The organism is Nocardia sp. NPDC055321 (genome assembly GCF_053645575.1).
On record NZ_JBSHMS010000032.1, the window covers coordinates 34,264 to 55,727 of the forward strand.

23 protein-coding genes and 1 pseudogene are annotated in these 21,464 nt (G+C 69.6%); 8 read left to right on the forward strand and 16 right to left on the reverse strand.

Features of this window, described 5'->3' with window-relative positions; genetic code table 11:
- The first annotated feature begins 81 nt into the window (after positions 1 to 81).
- Both ACWIGI_RS35450 and ACWIGI_RS35455 read left to right on the forward strand, forming a co-directional pair.
- Positions 82 to 1,260 carry an OB-fold domain-containing protein gene (locus ACWIGI_RS35450; RefSeq protein WP_454207877.1) on the forward strand — a complete coding sequence of 393 codons (1,179 nt, stop codon included), beginning with the start codon at positions 82 to 84 and terminating at the stop codon, positions 1,258 to 1,260.
- Positions 1,257 to 2,414: a thiolase family protein gene (locus ACWIGI_RS35455; RefSeq protein WP_454207879.1), complete on the forward strand. Its 1,158-nt coding sequence runs from the start codon at positions 1,257 to 1,259 to the stop codon at positions 2,412 to 2,414. Before ACWIGI_RS35450 ends, ACWIGI_RS35455 begins: the two co-directional genes overlap by 4 nt.
- Positions 2,415 to 2,478: 64 nt before the next feature.
- On the opposite strand, the gene ACWIGI_RS35460 is transcribed toward ACWIGI_RS35455, so the two are convergent.
- The 7 genes from ACWIGI_RS35460 to ACWIGI_RS35490 form a co-directional block, all read right to left on the reverse strand.
- Positions 2,479 to 3,345, reverse strand: a complete 867-nt coding sequence (locus tag ACWIGI_RS35460) for an esterase/lipase family protein (protein WP_454207881.1) — start codon at positions 3,343 to 3,345, stop codon at positions 2,479 to 2,481.
- A gap of 168 nt (positions 3,346 to 3,513) precedes the next feature.
- Positions 3,514 to 4,107 carry a QsdR family transcriptional regulator gene (locus ACWIGI_RS35465; protein WP_454207882.1) on the reverse strand — a complete coding sequence of 198 codons (594 nt, stop codon included), beginning with the start codon at positions 4,105 to 4,107 and terminating at the stop codon, positions 3,514 to 3,516.
- Between the two features lie 124 nt (positions 4,108 to 4,231).
- On the reverse strand, positions 4,232 to 4,627 hold the full coding sequence (locus ACWIGI_RS35470; protein WP_454207884.1) for a hypothetical protein: 396 nt from the start codon (positions 4,625 to 4,627) through the stop codon (positions 4,232 to 4,234).
- Positions 4,628 to 4,759: 132 nt separating this feature from the next.
- Positions 4,760 to 5,059, reverse strand: a complete 300-nt coding sequence (locus tag ACWIGI_RS35475) for a hypothetical protein (protein ID WP_454207886.1) — start codon at positions 5,057 to 5,059, stop codon at positions 4,760 to 4,762.
- Positions 5,060 to 5,069: 10 nt separating this feature from the next.
- Entirely contained in the window at positions 5,070 to 6,326 is a 1,257-nt protein-coding gene (locus ACWIGI_RS35480) for an amidohydrolase family protein (RefSeq protein WP_454207888.1), read from the reverse strand.
- Positions 6,327 to 6,470: 144 nt separating this feature from the next.
- A complete protein-coding gene (locus ACWIGI_RS35485) occupies positions 6,471 to 7,910 on the reverse strand; it encodes a FadD3 family acyl-CoA ligase (RefSeq protein WP_454207890.1) in 1,440 nt (479 codons plus the stop codon).
- Positions 7,907 to 9,088: an amidohydrolase family protein gene (locus tag ACWIGI_RS35490; protein WP_454207892.1), complete on the reverse strand. Its 1,182-nt coding sequence runs from the start codon at positions 9,086 to 9,088 to the stop codon at positions 7,907 to 7,909. The genes ACWIGI_RS35485 and ACWIGI_RS35490 overlap by 4 nt, the downstream gene beginning before the upstream one ends.
- A gap of 257 nt (positions 9,089 to 9,345) precedes the next feature.
- Between ACWIGI_RS35490 and ACWIGI_RS35495 the strand changes: the two genes are divergently transcribed.
- From ACWIGI_RS35495 to ACWIGI_RS35505, 3 genes are all read left to right on the forward strand, one after another.
- The gene (locus ACWIGI_RS35495; RefSeq protein WP_454207894.1) at positions 9,346 to 9,906 is read left to right on the forward strand and encodes a hypothetical protein; all 561 of its coding nucleotides are present in this window, start codon (positions 9,346 to 9,348) and stop codon (positions 9,904 to 9,906) included.
- Between the two features lie 118 nt (positions 9,907 to 10,024).
- A complete protein-coding gene (locus tag ACWIGI_RS35500; RefSeq protein WP_454207896.1) occupies positions 10,025 to 11,302 on the forward strand; it encodes a cytochrome P450 in 1,278 nt (425 codons plus the stop codon).
- 50 nt (positions 11,303 to 11,352) lie between these two features.
- Positions 11,353 to 12,189, forward strand: a complete 837-nt coding sequence (locus tag ACWIGI_RS35505; RefSeq protein WP_454207897.1) for a mycofactocin-coupled SDR family oxidoreductase — start codon at positions 11,353 to 11,355, stop codon at positions 12,187 to 12,189.
- 174 nt (positions 12,190 to 12,363) lie between these two features.
- Here ACWIGI_RS35505 and ACWIGI_RS35510 read toward each other — a convergent pair whose 3' ends face one another.
- Complete coding sequence (locus ACWIGI_RS35510) at positions 12,364 to 12,984, reverse strand: TetR/AcrR family transcriptional regulator (RefSeq protein WP_454207898.1); 621 nt, start codon at positions 12,982 to 12,984, stop codon at positions 12,364 to 12,366.
- Positions 12,985 to 13,113: 129 nt separating this feature from the next.
- On the opposite strand from ACWIGI_RS35510, the gene ACWIGI_RS35515 reads away from it, so the two are divergent.
- Together ACWIGI_RS35515 and ACWIGI_RS35520 are read left to right on the forward strand one after the other, a co-directional pair.
- Positions 13,114 to 13,554 carry a hypothetical protein gene (locus tag ACWIGI_RS35515; protein ID WP_454207900.1) on the forward strand — a complete coding sequence of 147 codons (441 nt, stop codon included), beginning with the start codon at positions 13,114 to 13,116 and terminating at the stop codon, positions 13,552 to 13,554.
- A gap of 87 nt (positions 13,555 to 13,641) precedes the next feature.
- Positions 13,642 to 14,511: pseudogene (locus ACWIGI_RS35520) on the forward strand (LysR family transcriptional regulator); the annotation flags it as partial.
- Positions 14,512 to 14,532: 21 nt separating this feature from the next.
- Here the strand turns inward: ACWIGI_RS35520 and ACWIGI_RS35525 are convergent.
- From ACWIGI_RS35525 to mftA, 8 genes are all read right to left on the reverse strand, one after another.
- Positions 14,533 to 15,027: a DoxX family protein gene (locus tag ACWIGI_RS35525; RefSeq protein WP_454207902.1), complete on the reverse strand. Its 495-nt coding sequence runs from the start codon at positions 15,025 to 15,027 to the stop codon at positions 14,533 to 14,535.
- A gap of 63 nt (positions 15,028 to 15,090) precedes the next feature.
- Entirely contained in the window at positions 15,091 to 15,837 is a 747-nt protein-coding gene (mftE, locus tag ACWIGI_RS35530) for a mycofactocin biosynthesis peptidyl-dipeptidase MftE (RefSeq protein WP_454207904.1), read from the reverse strand.
- On the reverse strand, positions 15,834 to 17,156 hold the full coding sequence (gene mftF, locus ACWIGI_RS35535; protein ID WP_454207906.1) for a mycofactocin biosynthesis glycosyltransferase MftF: 1,323 nt from the start codon (positions 17,154 to 17,156) through the stop codon (positions 15,834 to 15,836). The genes mftE and mftF overlap by 4 nt, the downstream gene beginning before the upstream one ends.
- Entirely contained in the window at positions 17,153 to 17,944 is a 792-nt protein-coding gene (locus ACWIGI_RS35540; protein WP_454207908.1) for a mycofactocin-coupled SDR family oxidoreductase, read from the reverse strand. Before ACWIGI_RS35540 ends, mftF begins: the two co-directional genes overlap by 4 nt.
- Positions 17,944 to 19,116 (reverse strand): pre-mycofactocin synthase MftD, encoded by a 1,173-nt coding sequence (gene mftD, locus ACWIGI_RS35545; RefSeq protein ID WP_454207909.1) that lies wholly within the window; start codon positions 19,114 to 19,116, stop codon positions 17,944 to 17,946. Before mftD ends, ACWIGI_RS35540 begins: the two co-directional genes overlap by 1 nt.
- A gap of 30 nt (positions 19,117 to 19,146) precedes the next feature.
- Positions 19,147 to 20,322 (reverse strand): mycofactocin radical SAM maturase, encoded by a 1,176-nt coding sequence (gene mftC, locus ACWIGI_RS35550; protein ID WP_454207911.1) that lies wholly within the window; start codon positions 20,320 to 20,322, stop codon positions 19,147 to 19,149.
- Positions 20,323 to 20,342: 20 nt separating this feature from the next.
- Positions 20,343 to 20,633: a mycofactocin biosynthesis chaperone MftB gene (gene mftB, locus ACWIGI_RS35555; RefSeq protein ID WP_454207913.1), complete on the reverse strand. Its 291-nt coding sequence runs from the start codon at positions 20,631 to 20,633 to the stop codon at positions 20,343 to 20,345.
- Complete coding sequence (gene mftA, locus ACWIGI_RS35560; protein WP_454207916.1) at positions 20,623 to 20,730, reverse strand: mycofactocin precursor MftA; 108 nt, start codon at positions 20,728 to 20,730, stop codon at positions 20,623 to 20,625. Before mftA ends, mftB begins: the two co-directional genes overlap by 11 nt.
- 74 nt (positions 20,731 to 20,804) lie before the next feature.
- Between mftA and mftR the strand changes: the two genes are divergently transcribed.
- Positions 20,805 to 21,428, forward strand: coding sequence for a mycofactocin system transcriptional regulator (gene mftR, locus ACWIGI_RS35565; RefSeq protein ID WP_454207918.1), 624 nt, complete (start codon positions 20,805 to 20,807; stop codon positions 21,426 to 21,428).
- Positions 21,429 to 21,464 lie beyond the last annotated feature (36 nt).

Consider the following 21,464-nt stretch of genomic DNA (forward strand, 5'->3'; position numbering starts at 1 on the left):
CGAATCGTTGCCCTGCTCGCACCGAGATCGGCGCACCAGTCGCACGAAAACCTTTGCACCGCTCGCACAGAAAGGCGGCCCATGCCGTACATCGCGTCGATGGGGACGTACCTGCCGTGCTGGGGTGCGCCGCGTGCCCGGGTGGCCGGGGATGACGAGGACGCCATCACCCTGGCGGTGGCGGCGGGCCGGGCCGCGCTCGACCCCGGCGAGCCGGTGGAGCGGGTGGTGGTGGTCAGCCGGGATCTGCCGCTGACCGACACCAGCAACGCCGCGGTGCTGCTGGCCGGGCTCGGGCTGGATCCGGAGCTCGAGGTGATCGAGCGACTCGGCGGCGCACCGGCTGCCCTGGACGCGCTGACCTCGGCGCGACCGCGCACCCTCGTCATCGGGGTGGATATCGACCCCTCGGCGGGCGCGGCCGCGGCCCGGGTCTCCGATCACGGTCTGCACGTGCGGATCGCGGCCCGGGTGGCGCGTAGCCTGCCCGCGCGCACCCGCAATACCACCGGGGCCGTGCACGATTACGGTGATCCGCGGCTGCTGCACGAACGCGGTCCCGTCGCCTCGCTCTCGGCGGCCTGGCTCGACACCCCGACCGCGGTGGCGGGAATCGACCACGCCCAGGCCGAACGGCTGTGCCTGGGCCGCCCGCCCGAACTGCCGACGCTCGGCGCCGCCGCCGGGCTCTTCGCGCTCGCGGCGATGGCCGAATGGGATACCGCGGGACTGCTGGTCGGGGTCGAGCAGGCGAACCTCTCCGGGTTGATCGTCGCGCCCGGACCGGTGCGCGTGCGGCGCTGCGAGCCACCCGCGCGCGAACCACTCGAACGCGCCGAGACACCTGCCGCCGACCTGCCGCTGTCGCTGGCCGCCTACGAGCGGGCCTTCGAGGCCAAGGTGCGCTGGGAAGCCGGACAGCACAGCGGCAGTACCGAATTGGACTTCCCGCCGCGCTATCGGCTCGGGCCCGACGGCACCCTGCACACCGACTACACGCCGGTTCCGCTGCCGCGCACCGGCACCGTGTACACCGAGACCACCGTGCGGTTGCCGGTGCCCGGGCAGCGCACGCCGTACTCGCTCGTCGTGGTCGAGCTCGACGACGTCGGGGTGCGGGCGCTCGCGCCGGTCACCGGCGTCGACCCGGGCACCGTGGCCATCGGAGCGCGCGGCCGAATGGTGCTGCGGCGGGTGGCTTTACGCGCCGGGGTCCCGGACTACGGATACGCGTTCGAACCGGATCTGGAGGCATCGTGAGAAACGTCGCCGTTGTCGGCGCGGGCATGACGCCCTTCGCCGAGCACTTCGCCCTCGGCGTGAAAGACCTGCTGCCCATGGCGTTCGCGGCCTGCGCGGCCAGCGTCGACAAGGGCGTGCGCACCGCCGAGCTGCGCGCCGCCTGGTTCGGATCCACCGGTGCGACCGACGGGTTCCCGGCCGGCGTACTCTCGGACGCCCTCGGCCTGCCGGAGCTGGCCGTCACACATATCGACAACTCCTGCGCCACCGGCAACGACGCGGTCCGCAACGCGGTCTTCGCGATCGGTTCCGGCGCGGTGGATATCGCGCTGGTCATCGGGGCGGACAAACTCCGCGAGACCGCGCAGAAGGACCTGCTGCGCGAATGGGAGGCGATGGCCGGGGACAAGGTCTGGGACTACCCGCTGGGGTTGTTCGCGCCCGCCGGCTTCGCCCTGCACGTCAACCGCTACCTGCACGAAAGCCCGGCCACGCGTGAGCATCTGGCCATGGTGGCGGTCAAGAACCACCGGCACGGCGCGCGAAACCCGAAGGCGCGACTGCGGTTCGAGATCACCATGGATCAGGCCCTGAACGCGCCGATCGTGGCCGACCCCTTCGGCGTCTACGACTGCGTCCCCCAGAGCGACGGCGCGGCGGCCCTCCTACTGGCCGCCGAGGACGTGGTCGACCGCTACACCAACCGCCCCGTCTGGATTCGCGGCGTCGGCCTCGGCCTGGATTCGGTGATGCACCAGCACAAACGCGATATGACGACCTTCCCCGCGACCGTGCGCGCCGCCCAGCACGCCTACGCGATGGCGGGCCTGACCCCCGCCGACATAGACGTGGCCGAGGTGCACGACTTCTTCACCGGCATCGAGCTGATCAGCTACGAGGACCTCGGCTTCGCTCCGAAGCTGGAGGGCTACCGCCTGGTCGAGTCGGGCGCCACGACCCTGGGTGGGAGCCTGCCGGTCAACCCTAGCGGTGGCCTCAAGTCCAAGGGCCACCCACCCGGCGCGACCGGCATAGCCCAGTGCGTGGAGCTGTTCGAGCAGCTCCGTGGCACCGCGGTGAATCAGGTCCCGAATCCTCGCTACGCCCTGGCCCACAACATAGGCGGACCGACCGCGGTCGCCGCGGTCACGATTCTCGAAGGGCCCCGGTAGTTTTCGCCGCGGCCGTCGCGACAGGCCGGATGGCCCGCTCGGAAAGCCGAGCGGGCGGCGGCACTCAGATGCCCGGACCGTACCCGGTGCAAGTCGGGCGGAACCCAGGATCGTTGGGGCCCAGCAGGTTCACGATGTTCTGCATCGTGGGGCCGTCGTTGTACATGCCGATGTGGCCGACCGGGTCGGCGGGGCACTGGTCCTGCAGCAGGATGTTCGTGACGTTGTCGCCTTGGAGGAAGGCGTTGGTGTACGGGGTGATGACCGCGTCGTTTCTGGTTTGCACGACCGCGTAGCGCACCCCCGGCACGGTGTCGCCTTCGCTGTACACCTCCACCACGAGCGGTGCGGCGACGGACTGCTGGGCGAAGGCGGGGGTCTGCAGGACCCCGAACAGGTTGGCCACGGGGTCCACCAGGCCGAGTGCGGAGGCGAGGGTCGCGAGCCCGAAGGTGGTGGTGCCGTGGTTACTCGGCGCGATCGCGATCAGGGCGGCGACCTTGGCCGCGCCACCGAGGCGTTCGAGGTAGTAGTGCGGCAGGATTCCGCCACCCTGGGAATGCCCGACCACGTCGACCTTGTCGGCGCCGGTGGCGGCCAGCACCTGGTCCACGAACGCGGCCATCGTGTGTGCCGACGCGGGAATGTCGCCCAGGCCCTTGAAGATTCCGAGGGACGTCGCTGTTTCGCCGTAGTCGAAGGCGAACACGCAGTAGCCCTCCCGTGCCAGCAGCGGCGCGAGCGTGACCCAGTTGCCGGCGGCCGAACTTCCGGTGCCGTGCACCAGGACGACCGGGCGGGGATGGTCTCGGGTCGGCGTGCAGGACCAATCGTTCGCGTTCGGGGGAGCGAGGTCCGCGTGGGCGGGGGTGCAGAAGGCGAGGCAGGCGAGGGCGAGGGACGCGGCCAGCGCGCCGGTTCGGCGTTTCATGTTTTCTCACGGGGTGATCGCGGCCGATTCCGGGCGAGCGGAACCGGTCTGATTGACGACCGCACCGCGGGCCCTCGGTATGGTCTGGGTCACTCTATGAAACACATCCGGGATGTGTTTCACAAGAGGGCGCGATCGGATCCGGTTGCCCCCGAACGCCGCTCGGCGCTAGCGCGGAATCTGCACGGTCCCCTCGACGAGCTGCTGCAACAGCAGGGTTACCTTCGGAAAGTGCTCGGTGTGGCCCGCCATGATGTCCGAGTAGAACAGCGCGTCCGCCAGCCGGACGACGGCGAACGCCAGGGTCTCGAGATCGACCAGGGGGCTCAGCCCGGCGTCGGTGACATCACGGGTGAGCAGGTCCAGATGCGCGGCGATCAATCCCGGCTGTACGGCGCCTTCCGGATCCGTGAGCACGCGCATGGCGGTGAGGTGATCGTTCTCGAGCAGCCACGCGAAACCCTTGTCGCGCATGATCGCCAGGCCGTACTGCTCGAGGATCCACAGATACCGCAACCGCCCGGCGTCGTTGCGCACGACGCTACCGAATTCCCGCTCCCATCGGCTGCGCGCCCGGCCCAGCGCCCCCTGCGCCAGCCACCACAGTGCCGCCCCCATCAACGCCTCGCGATTACCCACCCGCCGGAACAGGGTCGAACGCGAGATCCCGAACCTGGCCGCGATCTCACGTGTGTCGAGCCGCTCGCGATCCTGGATGAGACCGGCGGCGTACTGAACGATCTCCTCGGCTGAAGCCTGCACCACCGCACCCTACGGCGTGGGTGCGGCAGGAGAGGACCGGCTTCGCGGCACCGCGGTGAACCAGGTCCCGCACCCCCGCTACGTCCCGGCTCACAACGTAGGCGGTCCGACCGCGGTCGCCGGGTCACGATTCGCGAAGGGCCCTGGTAGGTTTCGCCGCGCCGCCCTGGCCGTCCTCGGCAAGCTGCCCGGCTCGGGACTGCCGCAGGCTCTCCGGGGTGATGGTCGATTCGTCGCCGATCGGCTCGCCCTCTGCGTCGACCGGCGTGTAGTCGACACTGCAGTCCAACCCGTCGGCCACGGCGATCCGCACCAGGCCGGTCAACCGCTCGACCGGGTTCGCGTCAGAGGTTTCGATCACGCCCTCGACGAGGTAATAGGACCGGTACTCGCGACCACCCTGCGCCTCGTGGCAGTAGACATAGATCGAGTCGTCCTCGTAGGTCAGCTCGAATCCGAACATCCGGTCTTTGGCCTTGACCGCCGTTGTTCCCAACCACCGGGTGATGACGGCGGCCATTCGTGCGCTGTCACAGTGATCGAAACTGCCACAGAAGGATGTGCGATCCACCGTGCCGATTCTAAAGCCGTGATCGGTGGGGCGCGGCCACTCCGCCACGCCCCACCGATCACGCTGTCTCAGTGCGGGTTTCTACAGCTGCTGCCAGACCGTCATGCGCAGGCGCTGGGGATCGACCGAGGGGTTGAGGCGGAGGCGGCCGTCGGCGGAGCGGGCGCCTATCTCCTTCAGCACGGCGAGGGGGTCGCCGTCGACGTCGTAGACCGCGAGGTACTCCAGGTCCTCGGGGTCGGTGGGGTTCAGGCGGCGGTGGCGGGTGCAGGAACGGACGCCGGGAATCTCGAGCATGTCGGCGATGTGGATGTTCTCGTACCACTCGTTGTATTCGGCATCCATCCCGTCGCGCGGGGTGGAGAAGACCAGGATCGGCATGTGGGGACCTTCAGTGTGCGCGCCGGGCGAACGCCTCGGCGTATTCCTTACGGGACTTGGTGGAGGTGTCGACGTCGGCGGCCTTGGCGCGCAGCGCGCCGACGGTCGCCTGCTCCTTCGGGATGTGGGCGAAGGGGTCGAACCCGGTGAAGCGCAACGCGTTCTGCCACGTGATCTTGTCGATGTCGGTGTCGTCCGCGCCGGCCGCCTGCAGCTCCTCGAGCACGAACTCCGGTGCGTTGGGCCAGATCGAATCCGAATGCGGGTAGTCGCACTCCCAGGCGATGTTCTCGATCCCGATCTCGTGCCGGAACTTCAGCGAGGTCCGGTCGGTGACGTAGCAGGCCAGCACGTGCTCGCGGAACACCTCGCTGGGCAGCTTGCCGCCGAAGTCGCGGCGCAGCCAGCGCTGGTTGGTGTAGTGCCGGTCCGAGCGATCCAGGAAGAAGGGAATCCACCCGACCCCGCCCTCGGACAGCGCCACCTTCAGCTTCGGGAACGTGCGAAAAGCCGGTCCCCACAGCAGATCCTGGGCCGCGACCAGCGAAATGCTCGGCGCCAGCACCATGAGATTGTCGATGGGCGCGTCCGGGGCCAGGCGCAGCACGCCGAAACCCTGTCCGATGTGCAGGTTCATGACCATGTCGTGATCGGACAGGGCCGCGAAAACCGGTGCCCAGTAGTCGATGTCGTGATAGCTCGGCAGCCCGTCGATGTGCGGCAGCTCCGGCATCGTCACCGAGAAACAGCCCTTGGCCGCGACCCGCTCGATCTCGGCCACCGCGAGCGCGGGATCCCAGGTCGGCAGGATCGCGATCGGAATGAACCGGCCGGGATAGGCTCCCGCCCAGTCCTCGATGTGCCAGTCGTTGTACGCCGAGATCATCGCCACGGTGATCTCGTCCTGCCCGCCGCGACTCAGGTGACCCGCGCTGAAGCCGGCGAAGGTGGGGAAGCACATCGAGGCGAGCACGCCGTTGACATCCATGTCGCGCACCCGGTCGTGCACATCCCAGACCGCGGGCCGCATCTCGGCGTACCCCGCCGGATCGCGGCCCCACTCCTCGGGCGGCCAGGAGACGACGGCGTTGAGCCCCGCCACCCCGGTCGGGCGATCCCGGTAGATCCACCGGTCGACACCGTGCTCGTCGACGACGACCTTGGGTGCGAGATCGGCCCACTTCTTGGGTACGTGGCCGTCGAACATGTCGAGCGGTTCGACCACGTGGTCGTCGATGCTCACCAGGATCATGTCGTCGATGTTCACGGGTTTCCTCGCTGTTCCTGAGGGGCCGGACCCGGTCCGGCGCACTGGAGAGTATTGATCTCCAATCAAGAGAATCACACTCTCGTCTGGGTTGAAGATACACCGGGCGCGAAGCCGGGTCGACCGAACCCGCGCCCGGAGCAGTCAGTCGCCGGCGGGCAGCCGGTCCTTCATCACCTTCCCGGTGGCGTTCAAGGGCAACTCCGCCAGGAACCGCACCGAACGCGGAACCTTGTAGCCCGCCATGCGATCTCGGCTCCACGCGATCAATTCCGCTTCCGACACAGGCTCTTTCGCGACCACGAAGGCCATGCCGATCTGCCCCATCCGATCGTCGGGCACCCCGACGACCGCCGCCTGGGCCACGGCGGGATGCTCGAGCAGGAAGCCCTCGATCTCCGCCGGATAGGCGTTGAAGCCGCCGACGATGAACATGTCCTTCTTGCGGCCGATGATGCGCAACCGGCCGCCGTCGTCCAGCTCGCCGAGATCGCCGGTGTGCAGCCAGCCGTCGGGGTCGACGGCCTCGGCGGTCGCGCGCGGATCATCGAGATATCCGCGCATGACGCTGTACCCGCGCACGAGTACCTCGCCGTCCGCGGCGATCCGCACCTCGACCCCGTCGCACGGCCGGCCCACCGTGGTGGCGATCTGTTCGAAGGTGTCCCCGGGCCGGGACGCGGTCGCGGTGCCGGCCTCGGTCAGCCCGTATCCGGTCATGATGGTCTCGAACGGCAGTTCCTCGCGGATCCGCCGGATCAACTCCACCGGAATGTCCGCCGCACCGGTCACCGCGGCCCGCAACGAGGACAGATCGTGCGCGCCCCGAGCCTGCAGCAGCGAGTGATACAGGGTCGGCGGCCCGGGCAGCATGGTCACCCGCTCGCGTGCGACCAGCTCCAGCACCCGATCGACCTCGAACACCGGCACCGGCAGCATGGTCGCGCCGCGAATCAGCGAGGCTACGACACCGGCCTTGTAGCCGAAGGTGTGGAAGAAGGGATTCACCATCAGGTAGCGGTCGCCGGTCCGCAGATCCGCCAGCGCGCACCACTCCTCATAGAGCCGCAACGTCTGACGATGATTCATCATGACGCCCTTGGGTTTTCCGGTGGTGCCGGAGGTGAACACGATGTCGGCGATCGCGTCGCCGTCGACGTCGCGTTCGAACGGCGTTCCACCGGAGAGGAATCGGGACTTCAGGTCGATCACCGGCACGCCGGCGGGCGCGGAGTACTCCGCGCCCAGGAAACCCTGTTGCGCCAGCACCATCCGCGCGCCGCTGCGCGCGATCACATCGTGGGCCTCGGCGGCCTTGAACCGGGTGTTGACCGGAACCAGCACCCCGCCCGCGGTCACCAGCCCGCATGCGGCGATGATCCATTCGGCCGAGTTGGGAGCCCAGAGCGCGACCCGGTCACCCGCCTCGACCCCGGCGCTCGCGAACGCGCCGGCGGCGCGGCGGACCCGGTCCGCGAGTTCGGTGAAGCTCAGCCGCAGCTCGCCGTCGACGATGGCCTCCGCGTCACCGAAACGCGTTGCCGCGGAGGCGACCAGCTGCGGCAGGGTCTCCCACTCGCTCATACCGACAGCAGCCGTGCGAGGTTGCCACCCATGATCAGCTTCTGGTGTTCGAGCGGCATGTCCTTGATCTCGTTGACGTAGCGGGCGGGCTCGGCCAGGCCCTCCGGATGCGGGTAGTCCGAACCGAACAGCACCCGCTCCACGCCGATGAGGTCGGCGAGTGCGGCCAGATCCTCCTCCCAGAAGGGGCTCACGTGCACGCTGTTCTTGATCGCCGCCACCGGATCCTTGAATCCGAAGCCCTCGGGGGCCTTCTTGTAGACGTCGGCCAAGCCTTCGAGCAGCGGCGGGAGCCAGCTCGCGCCGTTCTCGATGACGGCGATCTTGAGCTCCGGGAACCGCAGCAGCGCACCGTGACACACCCAGGAGGCGACCGCGTCCTGAATGGGCCGCCACTCGTTGAGCATGCGGTAGGTGTTGGTCTGGAACGGCAGCATCTCGTCGCTGTTGCCCTCCCAGTCCGAGGAGTACTTGGCGTACCCGCTGTCCGAGGAGTGCATGGTGACCAGCACGTCCAGCTCCACGACCCGCTTCCAGAACGGGTCGAACTCCGGCAGCGCGAACGAGCGCGAACCGCCCAGGCCCGGAACCGGCGCGGGCCGCACCAGGATGGCCTTGGCGCCGCGCTCGACGCACCACTCGAGTTCCTCGATGGCCCGGTCCACGATCGGCAGACTGACCACCGGCACGGTGTAGATCCGGTCCTTGTAGTTGAACGACCAGGTCTCGTGCAGCCACTGGTTGAGCGCGTGGATCACCGCGTGGATGAGCTCGGGATTGTCGCTCATGCGCTCTTCGATGAGGCTCGCGAGCGTCGGGAACATCAGGGTGCGATGGATGTTCAGCTCGTCCATGAGCTCGAGCCGGGGCGCGGGCTCGCGGAACGCCGGGGTGGATTTGATCGCCGCGCCGAAGATCTCGCGCCGGCTCTTGCCTTCGGGGTTGCCGTTCTTGAAGTACTCCTCCATCGCGCCGGGCCGTGCCACGACCTCGAAGGTGGGATTCGGGATGTACTCGCTGATCTGACCGCGCACCGCGATCTTGGTGCGGCCGTTGACCTCGACGTACTGGATGGCGTTGGCGTACTTCTCCGGGAGGTACTTGGTCAGCGCCTCCTTGGTCTCGTACAGGTGGTTGTCGGCGTCGAAGAGTTGGTACGGCAGCTCCTGCTTACCCATGAGATCCTCCTTGTCGAATTGTGAGAATGATATTCTCGCAACCGTGCGCGGACAACCCTGCCGAGCTGAGAGCCGGAATCGGGTGGGGCGGCATGGGAGTCGCGCCGATCTGCCGGACAGGGGGATCGGCAACCCGCTGCTGCGAATGTCGTTTTTGTGTATGGTGAGATCGATCTCACAGAAAAAGAGAATCTCGTTTCCGTAGCGCGGGTGGGTACCTCGGCGCGTGGCGCGATTCCGTCAGGGAGGGAGCCCCGATGGCCGGGCAGTCCGCCGTTTCCAGCGATTTCGACTCCGAGGTGCCGGGCGCGCTTCCGCTCTCCGGCTGGCGGGCCAAGGCCCGTCGCCGTCCCATGCGATACCGGGTGGTCGTGGTCGCACCCCGGGCGGCCGACGTGGTGCGCTACGCCGGCGGCTGGCTCTTCGATCATGCCTCGGCGGGCTGGGAGGTGAGCGTGCTGCTGTCGGACCTGGAAGATGTTCGCGCCCTGGAGATTCTGGGCGCGACCAGCATGGATCTGCTGCCCGCGCGGCCACCGGCCGAGCCGGAGATCTGGCCGGACGTCATCGCCGTGACGGTCGAGGCGTACCTGGCGGACGAGCGCGTGCGCGCCGGCGTGCTGTCGTGCCTCGAGCGCGGCAGGTCTCGCGTGTTGCTCTGGGGTGCGGAGGTGCCCGAGGAACTGGCGGGCCGGATGCACCCGGGCGAGCACCGGGTGAGCACGGCCGCTCGGGCGTTCAAATCCTGTGCGCTGCGGGCCGCCGGATGTCCGGGGGAGTCCCCGGCGGCGGCGGAAGCCATGCTGGTCGGTCACTGACCTCGCGTCTCCGGATCCGGGCGATGGCCCATGCCTATCGGAGAACGCTATTCTCGTGAGAGAAGATCGCAATTATCATTCAGAGTGAATTCTCTAACCACGGCAGGAGCTGTCCAGGATGACTGACTTCGACACGGTCGACTACTTCACGGACCAGGCGCTGGTGCCGAATCCGCACCCGTACTACGACCACCTGCGCTCGAAGTGCCCGGTGACCGGGCTGCCGCACCACGGGGTCGTGGCGGTGACCGGATACGAGGAGACGGCCGAGGCCATGCGCAACGGGGACGCGCTGTCCTCGGTGATCGCGGTCGGCGGCCCGTTCCCGCCGCTGCCGTTCGAAGTCGAAGGCGACGACCTGGGCGCGCTGATCGCCGAGCACCGGCACAAGATGCCCATGTACGAGCACATGGTCACCATGGATCCGCCGGACCACACGGCGGCTCGATCCCTGCTCAACCGCCTGCTCACCCCGGCGCGGTTGAAGGAGAACGAGGAGTTCATGTGGCGGCTGGCCGACGCCCAGCTCGACGAGTTCGTCGCCGACGGCGCGTGCGACTTCCTCGCCGCGTACGCGAAACCCTTCTCGCTCCTGGTCGTCGCCGATGTGCTCGGCGTTCCGGAGGAGGACCACCAGCAGTTCCGGGTGGTGCTGGGTGCGGAGCGGCCCGGCGCGCGCGTCGGCGCCCTCGACGACGACATCGTCTCGAGCAACCCGCTCGAGTTCCTGGACGAGAAGTTCAGCGCCTACATCTCCGACCGCCGCGCGAACCCGCGTGACGACGTGCTGACCCAGCTCGCGCTGGCCAAGTACCCGGACGGGTCGACCCCCGAGGTCATCGACGTCGTGCGCTCGGCGACCTTCCTCTTCGCCGCCGGGCAGGAGACCACCGCCAAGCTGCTGACCTCCGCGCTCAAATTCCTCTGCGACACACCGGGTCTGCAGGAGGAGCTCCGGGCCGACCGCAGCAAGATCCCGGTGTTCATCGAGGAGACCCTGCGCATGGAGGCTCCCGTGAAGAGTCTGTTCCGACTGGCCAAGCAGGCCACCCAGCTCGGTGAGACCGAGGTGCCGATCGGAACCACCATCATGCTGTGCCCGGGTGCGGCCAACCGCGATCCGCGCCGCTTCGAGGACCCGCACGATTTCCGCCTCGATCGCCCGAACTCCCGGGAGCACATGGCTTTCGGGCGCGGCGTGCACACCTGCCCGGGCGGGCCGCTCGCTCGAGTCGAGGGCCGGGTGTCGATGGAGCGCATCCTCGATCGGATGCTCGACATCCGCATCGACGAGAACGAGCACGGCCCGATCGACGCGCGGCGCTACGACTACGAGCCCACCTACATCTTGCGCGGCCTGCAGAAGCTGCAGCTCGAATTCACCCCCAAGTCCTGAGTTCCCTACTCGGGCATGCCGATTCGGCGAACCAATGAAGTGAGGTAGTGATGACCGGACGGGTCGAAGGAAAGGTCGCATTCATCACGGGTGCGGCCCGCGGTCAGGGCCGCGCGCACGCGGTGCGCCTGGCGCAGGAGGGCGCCGACATCATCGCGATCGACGTCTGCAAGCAGCTGGACAACGTGCCGTTCGCGATGTCCACCCCCGAGGATCTGGCCACGACCGCGGAACTGGTCAAGGGCCTGGGCCGCCGCGTGGTCACCGCCGAGGTGGACGTGCGCGACTACGACGCGATGAAGGCCGCGGTGGACGGCGGCGTCGAACAGCTCGGCCGCCTGGACATCGTCGTGGCCAACGCCGGCATCGGCAACGAGGGCGGTCTGCTGACCGACCTGAAGGAAGAGCTGTGGGACGACATGATCGGGGTGAACCTCGGCGGCGTCTGGAAGACCGTGAAAGCCGCTGTCCCGCACATCGTCTCGGGTGAGCGCGGCGGCTCGATCATTCTCACCAGCTCGGTCGGCGGCCTCAAGGCGTACCCGAACGTCGGCCACTATGTCGCCGCCAAGCACGGCGTGGTCGGCCTCATGCGCACGTTCGCCGTCGAGCTCGGCCACCACTCGATCCGCGTGAACTCGGTGCACCCCACCCACGTGAACACCCCCATGGTGATGAACGAGGGCACCTACAAACTGTTCCGCCCCGACCTCGAGTCCCCCGGCCCCGCCGACCTGGAGCCGATCTGCCGCATGTTCCACACCCTCCCCGTGCCGTGGATGGAGCCCGAGGACATCAGCAACGCGGTCCTGTTCCTGGCCTCCGACGAGGCCCGCTACATCACCGGCGTCCCCCTCCCGATCGACGCGGGAAGCATGCTGAAGTAGTAACGCGCGCAACCCCTCTCGGCGTCAGCGGATGATCCGCTGACGCCGCGGTCGTTTCCGGGTGATGTCGCGTGCCCGGTTCGCCGGATCGAGACGCGCACCCCGGGTACGCCGCCCACGGTGATGACCGGGGCCCCGCTGATGACGAAGCCCGGTGCCCGAACGGGCGGCAGACTACCGCGTCAGCTCGAGCGCGCCCGGCACGGCGGCGAAGGCGTCACGCAGACCGTCGAGCAGGCCGGTGCGCCCACCCGCCCCGTCGGCGGCAACCCAGGCGCGGCCCGCGGTGCTCCAGGCTGTGGTGGTCATCTCCGCGAGAATGCGCGGGCGCAGGTCGCCGTCGGAGAGGGCGAGCTCAGCCGACAGGTGCTGGGCCACTTGGGTTTCCACGCGTGACCGCGAGTACTCGACGTGGCCGAGCAGACTCGGCGCGGTCAGCACCAGGCGGCGGGTGGCGATGTAGCGCTCGTCCCAGTCGTCGGGGAGCGCGGCGGCCGCGCCGGCGAGGGTGTCGCGCAGCGCGTCGAGGATCGGCCCGGTCAGTGCGTGCTCGGCCAGGGCGTCGAGATAGCCCGTCCACAACTCGGTTTCGGCCTCGATCGCCACGGCCTCTTTGGTGGGGAAGGCCCGGAAGAACGTGCTGCGTGAGACCTCCGCCGCGTCGACCAGTTCCTCCACGGTGGTGGCGGCGAAGCCCTTCTCCGTGAACAGCCGCAGTGCCACGTCCGCGAGTGCGCGGCGGGTGCGTATCCGTTTGCGTTCACGCAGCGGCAGTGCGCGGTCGTCTCGAGGCATGCCGAGATCCTACCCCCAAGCGAGCCTCAGGCACGAAAGATACTCAGTCGAAATTGACACTTGCGCATTTCTGGAACTGAGTGTCAGAATCTAACTCGTCACCGAGCACCACCGAACGAGGAGATCGCAATGACCGCCACCACCCAGCCCACCCTGAACCCCGCGATCGTCGGCCAGGCCGAGAAGCACCACGCCGCGATCCTGAACCGCGCGCTGGCCGGCACCACCCTCGACGAGCATCAGTGGATCGTGCTCAACCAGGCCCTGGCCGCCGGCGAACCGGTCGAGCCGGCCGCGTACATCGCCCGGATCGCCCGGATGACCCGGTGGAATCCCGCCGACGTCGAGACCGCGATCGACGCGCTGCTCGGCAGCGGTCTGCTCGCGACCACCCCGGAAGGCTCGGTCGAACCCACCGCCGCCGGCACCGCCCTCGCGGGCAGGATCCGCGCCGAGTCCGGTGCGATCGTGTCGGCCGCCTACGGCTCCGTCTCTCCCGAAGACCTGGCGATCGCGGCCCGCGTGCTGGCCACTGTCACCGCCCGCATGGCCGAGGAACTGGCCCGCTGAGCCGCGTGCGCCCGGCCATCGATCAGCCCGCTACCATGCCCGAGCCGCGGGAACGACCGGGACGGCCGCACGAGACGAGGATGAGCAATGCTGGAACGGTTGGAGCTCGAGGCCTTCCTCACCCTTGCCGAGGAACTGCACTTCGGCCGGACCGCGCAACGCCTGCGGGTGACGACCAGCCGGATCAGTCAGCTCATCCGCAAGGTCGAACGACAGGTCGGCGCGCCGCTCTTCGAGCGCAACAGCCGGACGGTGGCCCTGACGGTCGTCGGCGAACAGCTGCGCGACGAGCTGCGCCCCGCCTACGACCGGATCACCGCCGGACTCGCCGCGGCGAGTCTGGGCAACGCGGTGAAACCCGCCATCACGGCGGGGTTCTCGGCCCCATGGTGTGGAAATGTGATGGTGCGGGCGGCAGATCGGCTCCGCGCCCGCTATCCGGGGAGCGTCGTGCGGGTGGAGGAGATCCACATCGGCGATCCGCTGGGCCGGATGCGTTCGGGCGCAGTCGATCTGCAGCTCACCGAGTTGCCGATCGCCGAAGCCGACATCACGACCGGGCCGGTCCTGTTCTCCGAGCCACGAGCGTTGATGGTGCCCGAGGGGCATCCGTTCGCCCGCCGGGACTCGGTGTCCCTGGAGGATCTGGCCGACGCCACCCTGATCACCGTCGCCGGCGACCTCATACCGCGCTACTGGCTGGACCATTATTTCCCGCGCCGGACGCCGTCGGGACGCCCCGTGCCGCACGGGTCGGCGACGGCCTGCTGGTCCGAGATGCTCGTGCACGTGAGCCAGGGGATGGGCGTCGGTCCCGTGGCGGCGCGCGCGGACCAGTTCTTTTCCTATCCGGGCCTGGTCTTCGTGCCGTTCCGCGACGCACCGCCGATCGACTACGGCCTGATGTGGCCGACCGGCGGTACGAATCCGCTGCTGGCCCCGTTCATCTCGATGATCGAGGAGGCGGCCCGTCAGCCGCTACCGGGCTCCCGGGCGCCAGAACACCGCGAGCAGGCCGCCCGTCGCGACGACAGCCGCCCCGAGCGCGAGACCGCCGCCCGCCCAGCCGGTGATCTCGCTGCCCACGGCGTGGTCGAGTGAGATGCGGCCCGGGCCGAGCAGGGCCAGCGCCAGCGCCGTAGCCCCCAGGGCCAGAACGTATTCGTAGCCCTCCTTGAAGACGAAGAAGCCGTTGGCGCGATGCGCCAGCAGCCCGGCGACGAGCATGATCGAGATGGTGGCGGCGCAGGCCAGGGGCGTGAGCAGCCCCGCGATCAGCAGCACGCCCGCGCCGATCTCGGTGAGCACGCTGAGCCAGGCCTGCAGCACGCCGTTGCGCAGGCCGAGGCCGGTGAACCAGCGCGCGGTACCGGCGATCTTGCCGCCGCCGATCCAGTGGTTGACCCCATGGGCGATCATGATCGCGCCCAGAACCAGGCGGATCAGCAGGGTGGCGGCGTCGATGGGGTGCATGGATCTTCCTCCCGGGCCGGATGGCCGCGAATCACTGTGGGGGACAAGGGTGGCCGGAGCGGCTCAACCGGATATGGCGGTCGCCCCGTCCGGAACCGGGTCGTGCGGCGCCGGGCCGGGGCGGGGGAAATGGCGGGCGGTCTGCTCGGCGAGGGCGGTGGCCCAGCGTTCGAGCAGGCGTTCACCGTCCTCGGCGGTGGCTCGGGTGGGATCGCCGAGGACGCCGTTGGCGCTGACCGCCGCGACGCCGTGCCGGCGCAGTTGATCGATGATCTCACCCAGCGGACGGGTGTCGCCTGGTTCGAGTCGTTCCAGGGCAACCGATTCCGGGCGCAGGCGCAGCATCACCGAGGTCTCCGCGTGTCCGGCGTGACTGTCCCCGGGGTCGCCCGCCGGTGACCAGGCCAGTACGTCGCGACCCTCGTAGCGGGCGATGCGGGCCGCCGCGTGCAGCGAATCGAGGTTGCCGCCGTGGCCGTTGACCAGGATGACGCCCGCGAATTCGTCCGCCGAGCGCACCAATTCGACCAGCAGCACCCGCAGTGCATGCCTGCCGATGGACAGCGTGCCCGGGAAACCGGAGTGCTCGCCACTGGATCCGAACGGGATGGCCGGTGCGACAACGACATCCGGAACGCGCGCGGCCAGCCGATGGCACAGCTCGACCGCGATGGCGGTGTCGGTGTCCAGCGGCAGGTGCGGGCCGTGTTGTTCGGTCGCGCCCACCGGGACGGCCAGCAGCAGGCGCGGGCGCGCGCCGACCTCGGGGGAGCGGTGCGCGACGAGTTCGGCGGGCCACGGGCCGGTCATCGGCGGACTCGATCGGTCGAGCGAACCAGGCGCGGGAGCAGCGGCCGCGTGGTCGGCGTGCGCGCGCATCCGGCCCAGACGCCGAGCCCGTACGCGAAGTCGTCGGCCAATCGCAGTGCCGGATCGGTGTTCTCGGCGACCGCTTCCAGGGCGGCGACCGCGCAGGCCAGCCGCAGCACGGTGCGCCCGCGCGGGCTCCACAGCAGCAGCGGCCACCAGGTGCGGCGGATCGCGGCGGCCCACTGCCGCACGAGCGTGAGCTGCCCGGTCGCCACCAGTTCCGCCGCGACCGGAACAGGAACACCGCCCCGGAGCAGCACCCGCAGGGTCGTGGCGGCGGTGAACAAGCTCGGCGCCAGGGCCGCGGCCGGGAAGCCGCACACCGCGATGACCACCTGCGCCAGCGTGATCGGGGTCAGCACGGCGGGCGCGAGCAACTCCGGATGCCGGGTCGACAGCGGCCCGGCGGAGGTGCCGTAGTCGAAGCGCTGGCGCAGGAACTCGCTCAGGCTCGCGCGCGGTTCGTGGTGCACCGTCGACTCCGGTTGGTAGCGCACCGTATGTCCCGCGGCCAGCAGTCGCCACACCAAGTCGACGTCCTCACCGAAGCGCAGGCGCTCATCGAACCCGCCGACCGCGCGCAACGCGTCCACACGCACGACCAGCGCCGCCGAGGGGACATAGCGCACATGCCCGTCGGGGCGGACGGTCGCGGGCCGCCCACCCATGTCCAGGGCGGATCGGCGCTCTTCGTAGCGCCCGATCGGGCCGGTGGGCAGGCTGCGCACGCGCGGTGCGACCGCCGCCACCGCGGGATCCTCGAACAGCGGAACGATGGTGTCGAGCCAATCGGGAGCCGGGATCGTATCGGAATCCAGGAACGCCACCAGTGCGGTGTCCACACCGCGCAGGCCGGTATTGCGCGCCGCCGCCGGGCCGCGGGGGATGCGATGGCGCACGGTGGCATCCGGCAGCGGCGGCAGCGACCCGTCGTCGACGATCACGCATCGCGAGTCGCCGACGGTGGTCGAGGTCAAACGCGCCAGCCCGGCGGCGTTGTCCCGCACCGGGATGACGATCGTCACCGCGTGCCGCGCGCGCCGATCCGGTTCCGGCGCCGGGTGCACGATTCCGGCGTCCAACAGCCGCCGGGCCAGCGCACGGTGCGCCGGATCTCCGCCGACACCGGACCCCGCGAGCCAATCATCCAGCACGCGTGCGCCGTTCGCGCCCAGGCGCAGCAGTCGCGTCGGCGAACCGCCGAGCAGTCCGCGCCCGTCGGCGAACCGCCGCCCGCGTGGATCCAGGAGCACTCTCACGGCAGGAACCCTCCGTCGGCGTGTACGACAGTGCCGGTGACACAGGCGGATTCGGGCGCGCACAGCCACGCCACCACCCCGGCGACCTCCTCGGGCTCGAGGATCCGGTCCAGCATCTGGTGCGCGGCGAACGCCTCGACCGAGTCCAGGTCGTAGAGCCGAGCCGATTCGGCGAGCAGCGCGGTGCGGGTGCATCCGGGCGACACCGCGACCGCGGAGACGCCGGTGCCGCGCAGGTCGTGCGCGAGTCCGGCGACGAGCCCGACCACCGCGTGCTTGGCGGCGTTGTAGCCCGCCAGCCGCCACATTCCGTGGTGCCCGGCCGCCGAGGCGAGGGCGATGAAACGTCCTGCGCCCGTGCCTGTTCGGCGCAGCATGGCCGGAACGGCGGCTCGCGCCAGGTTCGCCACCCCGTGGACGCAGATGTCGAACATCGCGGTGTGGTCGCCGGCGTCCGTTTCCCACAGGGCCCGCCCGCCCCCGGTGATCACGCCAGCGGCGGCGACGGCGGCATCGACCCGTCCGAAGCGTTCCTCGGCCAGGCCCACCGCCGCCGCGAGCGCGTCGCGGTCGCGCACGTCGGCAACGACCGGCAGCACCGAATCGTCGTATTCCGCAGCGAGCGAATGCAATTGATCGAGCGTGGCGAGCGGGTACGGCACGGCCGGGTCGTCGGCGCAGCGATCGATCGCGACGACACCCCAGCCCCGCCCGGCCAGGGCGCGCACGGTCGCCGCCCCGATGCCGCGTGCGGCGCCGGTCACCACGGCGACGGGGGCGGTGTCCATCACAGGCCCCGGGTGAACCCGTCCGGCATGATCACATCGTCCCGGCCGAGGTCCGCGATGCTCGCGTGCCCGAGCCCGTAGAGCGTGGAATCGATGCCCTGGCGCAGGACTTCGAGCACGTTGTGGACCCCGCGTTCGCCCCCGGCGGCCATGCCCCACAGGTAGGGCCGCCCGATCATGACCGCCCGGGCGCCCAGCGCGAGCGCCTTGACCACGTCGCTGCCGCGCCGCACCCCGCCGTCGAGCAGGATTTCCACCTGCCCGCCCACGGTATCGACGATGCTCGGCAGCAGCCGGATGGAGGCGGGAGTCGAATCGAGGTTGTTGCCACCGTGATTGGACACCGAGATGGCGGTGGCGCCGACGTCCACGGCGCGCTTGGCGTCGTCGGGCCGCGAGATGCCCTTGATGAGGAAGGGCCCGTCCCACTGCTCGCGCAGCCAGGCCAGATCGTCCCAGGTGGGCGGCGGGGTGCCCATCCACTCGCCGTACGCGCCGAAGAAGGTAGGGCCGGTTTCCCCGCGGGCCACCAGGTTCGGGGTGCTCAGGTCCGGGAGCGCGCCCGATCGCGCGAAGCGCCACAGCCAGCCGGGCCGGGCCAGCACCTGGGGCGCGAACTTCACGGCCGTCTTGAAATCCACCCGTTCGGGCAGGGCGGGGCTGCCCCAGTCGCGGGCGGTGGCGAAAATCCAGTCCAGGGTGACGATCACGCCTTTGGCCCCGGCCTCGCGCGCCCGGTCGAGCCGGGCGACCATGGCCTCGCGGCTCCCCAGCCAGTACACCTGGAAGAAGGTCTTGTCGTTGGCGGCCACGACCTCCTCGATCGGTTTGGACCCGAACGAGGACAGCCCGAGCGCGGTGCCCGACTGTGCCGCGCCGCGGGCGACGCCGATCTCCCCGGCCGGATCGACCGCCTGCACCCCGGTGGGTGAGCAGATCACCGGCAGCGAAATCTCCTGTCCCAGCACGGTGGTGGACAGATCGCGGGTCGCGGGCAGGTCGGCGATGTGCGGGCGCATGCCGAGTTCGGCGAACGCGGCGGCGTTGTCATCGAGGGTGACCCCCGCCTCGGACCCGGCCAGCAGGGCCAGATACACGGCCTTGGGAACGCGCTTCTTGGCGCGGCGCTGGGCCTCGGCGACGGATTCGAACCAGTCGCTGGTGCTTGCCATCGTGTGGATATCCTTGTCTGGTAACGCGATTCAGCGCAGTCCGGCGAGCGGGCTGGTGTCGCAGGCGCGGTCGGGCACGGTGGCCCGGGCGAGGGTGGGGATGCCGAGCGTCACGGCCGAGCGCCGCTTCCGCGAGTGATCCTTGTCCGGGGTCGGCCGCTGCCCGGGCGTCGCGAGCCCGGATTCGGCGTTCCCGCGCACGCATTCGGGGTCGGGACCGTCCAGCGGCAGGCCGGTGAAGAACTTGGCCGCCATGCAGCCGCCGCGGCAGGCGTCGAAGGCCGAGCATTGCGCGCACGCGCCGGCGGCCTGGGGTTCACGCAGGCGGGTGAACAGGTCCGAACCGCGCCAGACGGTGTCGAAGCCGCCGGGGTCGCGCACGTTCCCGGCCAGGAATTCATCGTGGATGGCGAACGGGCAGGCGTAGACATCGCCGACCGGGTCGATCAGGCACACCACGCGGCCCGCGCCGCACAGGTTCAATCCCGGCAGCGCGGTGTCGCCGAGAGCGTTGAGGTGGAAGAAGGAATCACCGGTGAGCACCTGTTCGCCGTTGGCGACGAGCCAGTCGTAGATGGTCAGCTGTTGCTCGGCGGTCGGGTGCAGCTCGGGCCACACGTCCGCGCCGCGGCCGGACGGCCGCAGGCGGGTGATGCGCAGCTGCGCGCCGAAATGGTCGGCGATGGCTTTGAATTCGTCCAGCTGGCCGACATTGTGCCTGGTCATGACCACCGAGAGCTTGAAGCCGGTCTTGCCCGCGTCGGCCAGGTTCTGCATGGCGTTCCAGGCCGTGGCGAAGGACCCCGCACCGCGCACCGCGTCGTTGACCTCGGCGGTCGCGCCGTCCAGGGATATCTGGACATCGACGTAGTCACTGGCGGCCAGCACGCGGGCGCGGTCGGCGGTCAGGCGAATGCCGTTGGTGGAGAACTTCACCCCGACGCCGTGGTCGACGGCGTAGTCGATCAATTCCCAGAAGTCCGGGCGCACGGTGGGTTCGCCGCCGCCGATGTTGACGTAGAACACCTGCATGCGCTGCAGCTCGTCGATGACGGCCTTGCACTCGGCGGTGCTCAATTCGCGTGGGTCGCGGCGGCCCGAGGACGACAGGCAGTGTGTGCACGCCAGATTGCAGGCGTAGGTCAGCTCCCAGGTCAGGCAGATGGGGGAGTTGAGTCCGTGTTCGAAGTGGTCGACCAGTTTCATGGTTGCTCCCGGTTCGGGGCTCAGCCGCCGTGGCGCGGTGCGATGGTGCCGGAGGCGGCCAGTCCGGCCAGCGCATCCAGATAGCGCGAATGATCGGCCGCCGGAACCCCGGCGGCGACCAGGGTGGCGTGCACGTCGGGCTGGTACTCGAGCAGGCCGACGACCTGCACCAGCAGTGGGGTTTTCAGGAAGGACAGCCTGCGGGTGGCGTAGTCGTAGACCAGCGCGCCGAAGGGCTCGGGCCGCAGCGAGACCGACTCGGCCAGGCGATGCGGCCGGGCCGGGTCGAAGCCCGCGAGGTCAGTAGACACCGCACATGCCGTCGATCGAGACCTCTTCCACGAGCAGGTCTTCTTCGATGAGCACGCCGTCGTCGGCAGTGGGGGAACCGGCAGTGGTGGCAATCATGACTCTCCTCGGATGAGAATGGCATTTTCAGTCACGGACAGCATAATGGCACCGGGTGCCGAAAAGGAAGACCGATGACCGTGAAATCAGCCGCCACGCAGCCGAGTTCGACCGGCCCCGGCCGGCGGCGCTCCACCACCGCCCTCGCGCTCGAGCGCGCGGCTTTCGAACTCTTCGACCGGCACGGCTTCGATGCCACCACGGTCGAGGACATCGCACACGCCGCGGGCATCGGCCGGCGAACCTTCTTCCGCTACTTCGACTCCAAGAACGACGTGGTCTGGGGCGATTTCGACGCCCACCTGCGCACGATGCGCGAACGCTTCGCGGCCGTCGCCCCCGACGAGCACCCGATGGACGCGCTGCGCACGGTGGTGGTGGAGTTCAACCGCTTCGATCCCGCCGAGATCCCCTGGCATCGAGATCGGATGCGCCTGATCCTGGGCGTGCCGGCCCTGCAGGCCCACGCGGCGCTGCGCTATCGCGCGTGGCGGGCGGTGGTCGCCGACTTCGCGGCCGAACGCCTGGGCGGCCCGGCGTCGGATCTGGTGCCCCGGGCCCTCGCCCATGCCGCCCTCGGTGTCGCGATCGCGGCCTACGAGCACTGGCTCGCCGACGAGAACCGGGAGCTGACAGTCATTCTCGACGAGGCGTTCCGCAACCTCGCCGCGGGCTTCCGCGTCGAGGCGCGCGGGTGACGGACGCGGGCCGTGCGCTGTTTCGGGAGTCGGAAG

Coding starts and splice junctions, on each gene's coding strand:
- ACWIGI_RS35470 (WP_454207884.1), bottom strand. CDS start 4,627: ATGGCCGCCGTCATCACCCGGTGGTTGGGAACAACGGCGGTCAAGGCC.
- ACWIGI_RS35515 (WP_454207900.1), top strand. CDS start 13,114: ATGACCGCCACCACCCAGCCCACCCTGAACCCCGCGATCGTCGGCCAG.
- mftC (WP_454207911.1), bottom strand. CDS start 20,322: ATGAAACTGGTCGACCACTTCGAACACGGACTCAACTCCCCCATCTGC.
- mftD (WP_454207909.1), bottom strand. CDS start 19,116: ATGGCAAGCACCAGCGACTGGTTCGAATCCGTCGCCGAGGCCCAGCGC.
- ACWIGI_RS35525 (WP_454207902.1), bottom strand. CDS start 15,027: ATGCACCCCATCGACGCCGCCACCCTGCTGATCCGCCTGGTTCTGGGC.
- mftR (WP_454207918.1), top strand. CDS start 20,805: ATGACCGTGAAATCAGCCGCCACGCAGCCGAGTTCGACCGGCCCCGGC.
- ACWIGI_RS35505 (WP_454207897.1), top strand. CDS start 11,353: ATGACCGGACGGGTCGAAGGAAAGGTCGCATTCATCACGGGTGCGGCC.
- mftA (WP_454207916.1), bottom strand. CDS start 20,730: ATGATTGCCACCACTGCCGGTTCCCCCACTGCCGACGACGGCGTGCTC.
- ACWIGI_RS35490 (WP_454207892.1), bottom strand. CDS start 9,088: ATGGGTAAGCAGGAGCTGCCGTACCAACTCTTCGACGCCGACAACCAC.
- ACWIGI_RS35460 (WP_454207881.1), bottom strand. CDS start 3,345: ATGAAACGCCGAACCGGCGCGCTGGCCGCGTCCCTCGCCCTCGCCTGC.
- ACWIGI_RS35540 (WP_454207908.1), bottom strand. CDS start 17,944: ATGGACACCGCCCCCGTCGCCGTGGTGACCGGCGCCGCACGCGGCATC.
- ACWIGI_RS35500 (WP_454207896.1), top strand. CDS start 10,025: ATGACTGACTTCGACACGGTCGACTACTTCACGGACCAGGCGCTGGTG.
- ACWIGI_RS35510 (WP_454207898.1), bottom strand. CDS start 12,984: ATGCCTCGAGACGACCGCGCACTGCCGCTGCGTGAACGCAAACGGATA.
- ACWIGI_RS35495 (WP_454207894.1), top strand. CDS start 9,346: ATGGCCGGGCAGTCCGCCGTTTCCAGCGATTTCGACTCCGAGGTGCCG.
- ACWIGI_RS35485 (WP_454207890.1), bottom strand. CDS start 7,910: ATGAGCGAGTGGGAGACCCTGCCGCAGCTGGTCGCCTCCGCGGCAACG.
- ACWIGI_RS35475 (WP_454207886.1), bottom strand. CDS start 5,059: ATGCCGATCCTGGTCTTCTCCACCCCGCGCGACGGGATGGATGCCGAA.
- ACWIGI_RS35450 (WP_454207877.1), top strand. CDS start 82: ATGCCGTACATCGCGTCGATGGGGACGTACCTGCCGTGCTGGGGTGCG.
- mftE (WP_454207904.1), bottom strand. CDS start 15,837: ATGACCGGCCCGTGGCCCGCCGAACTCGTCGCGCACCGCTCCCCCGAG.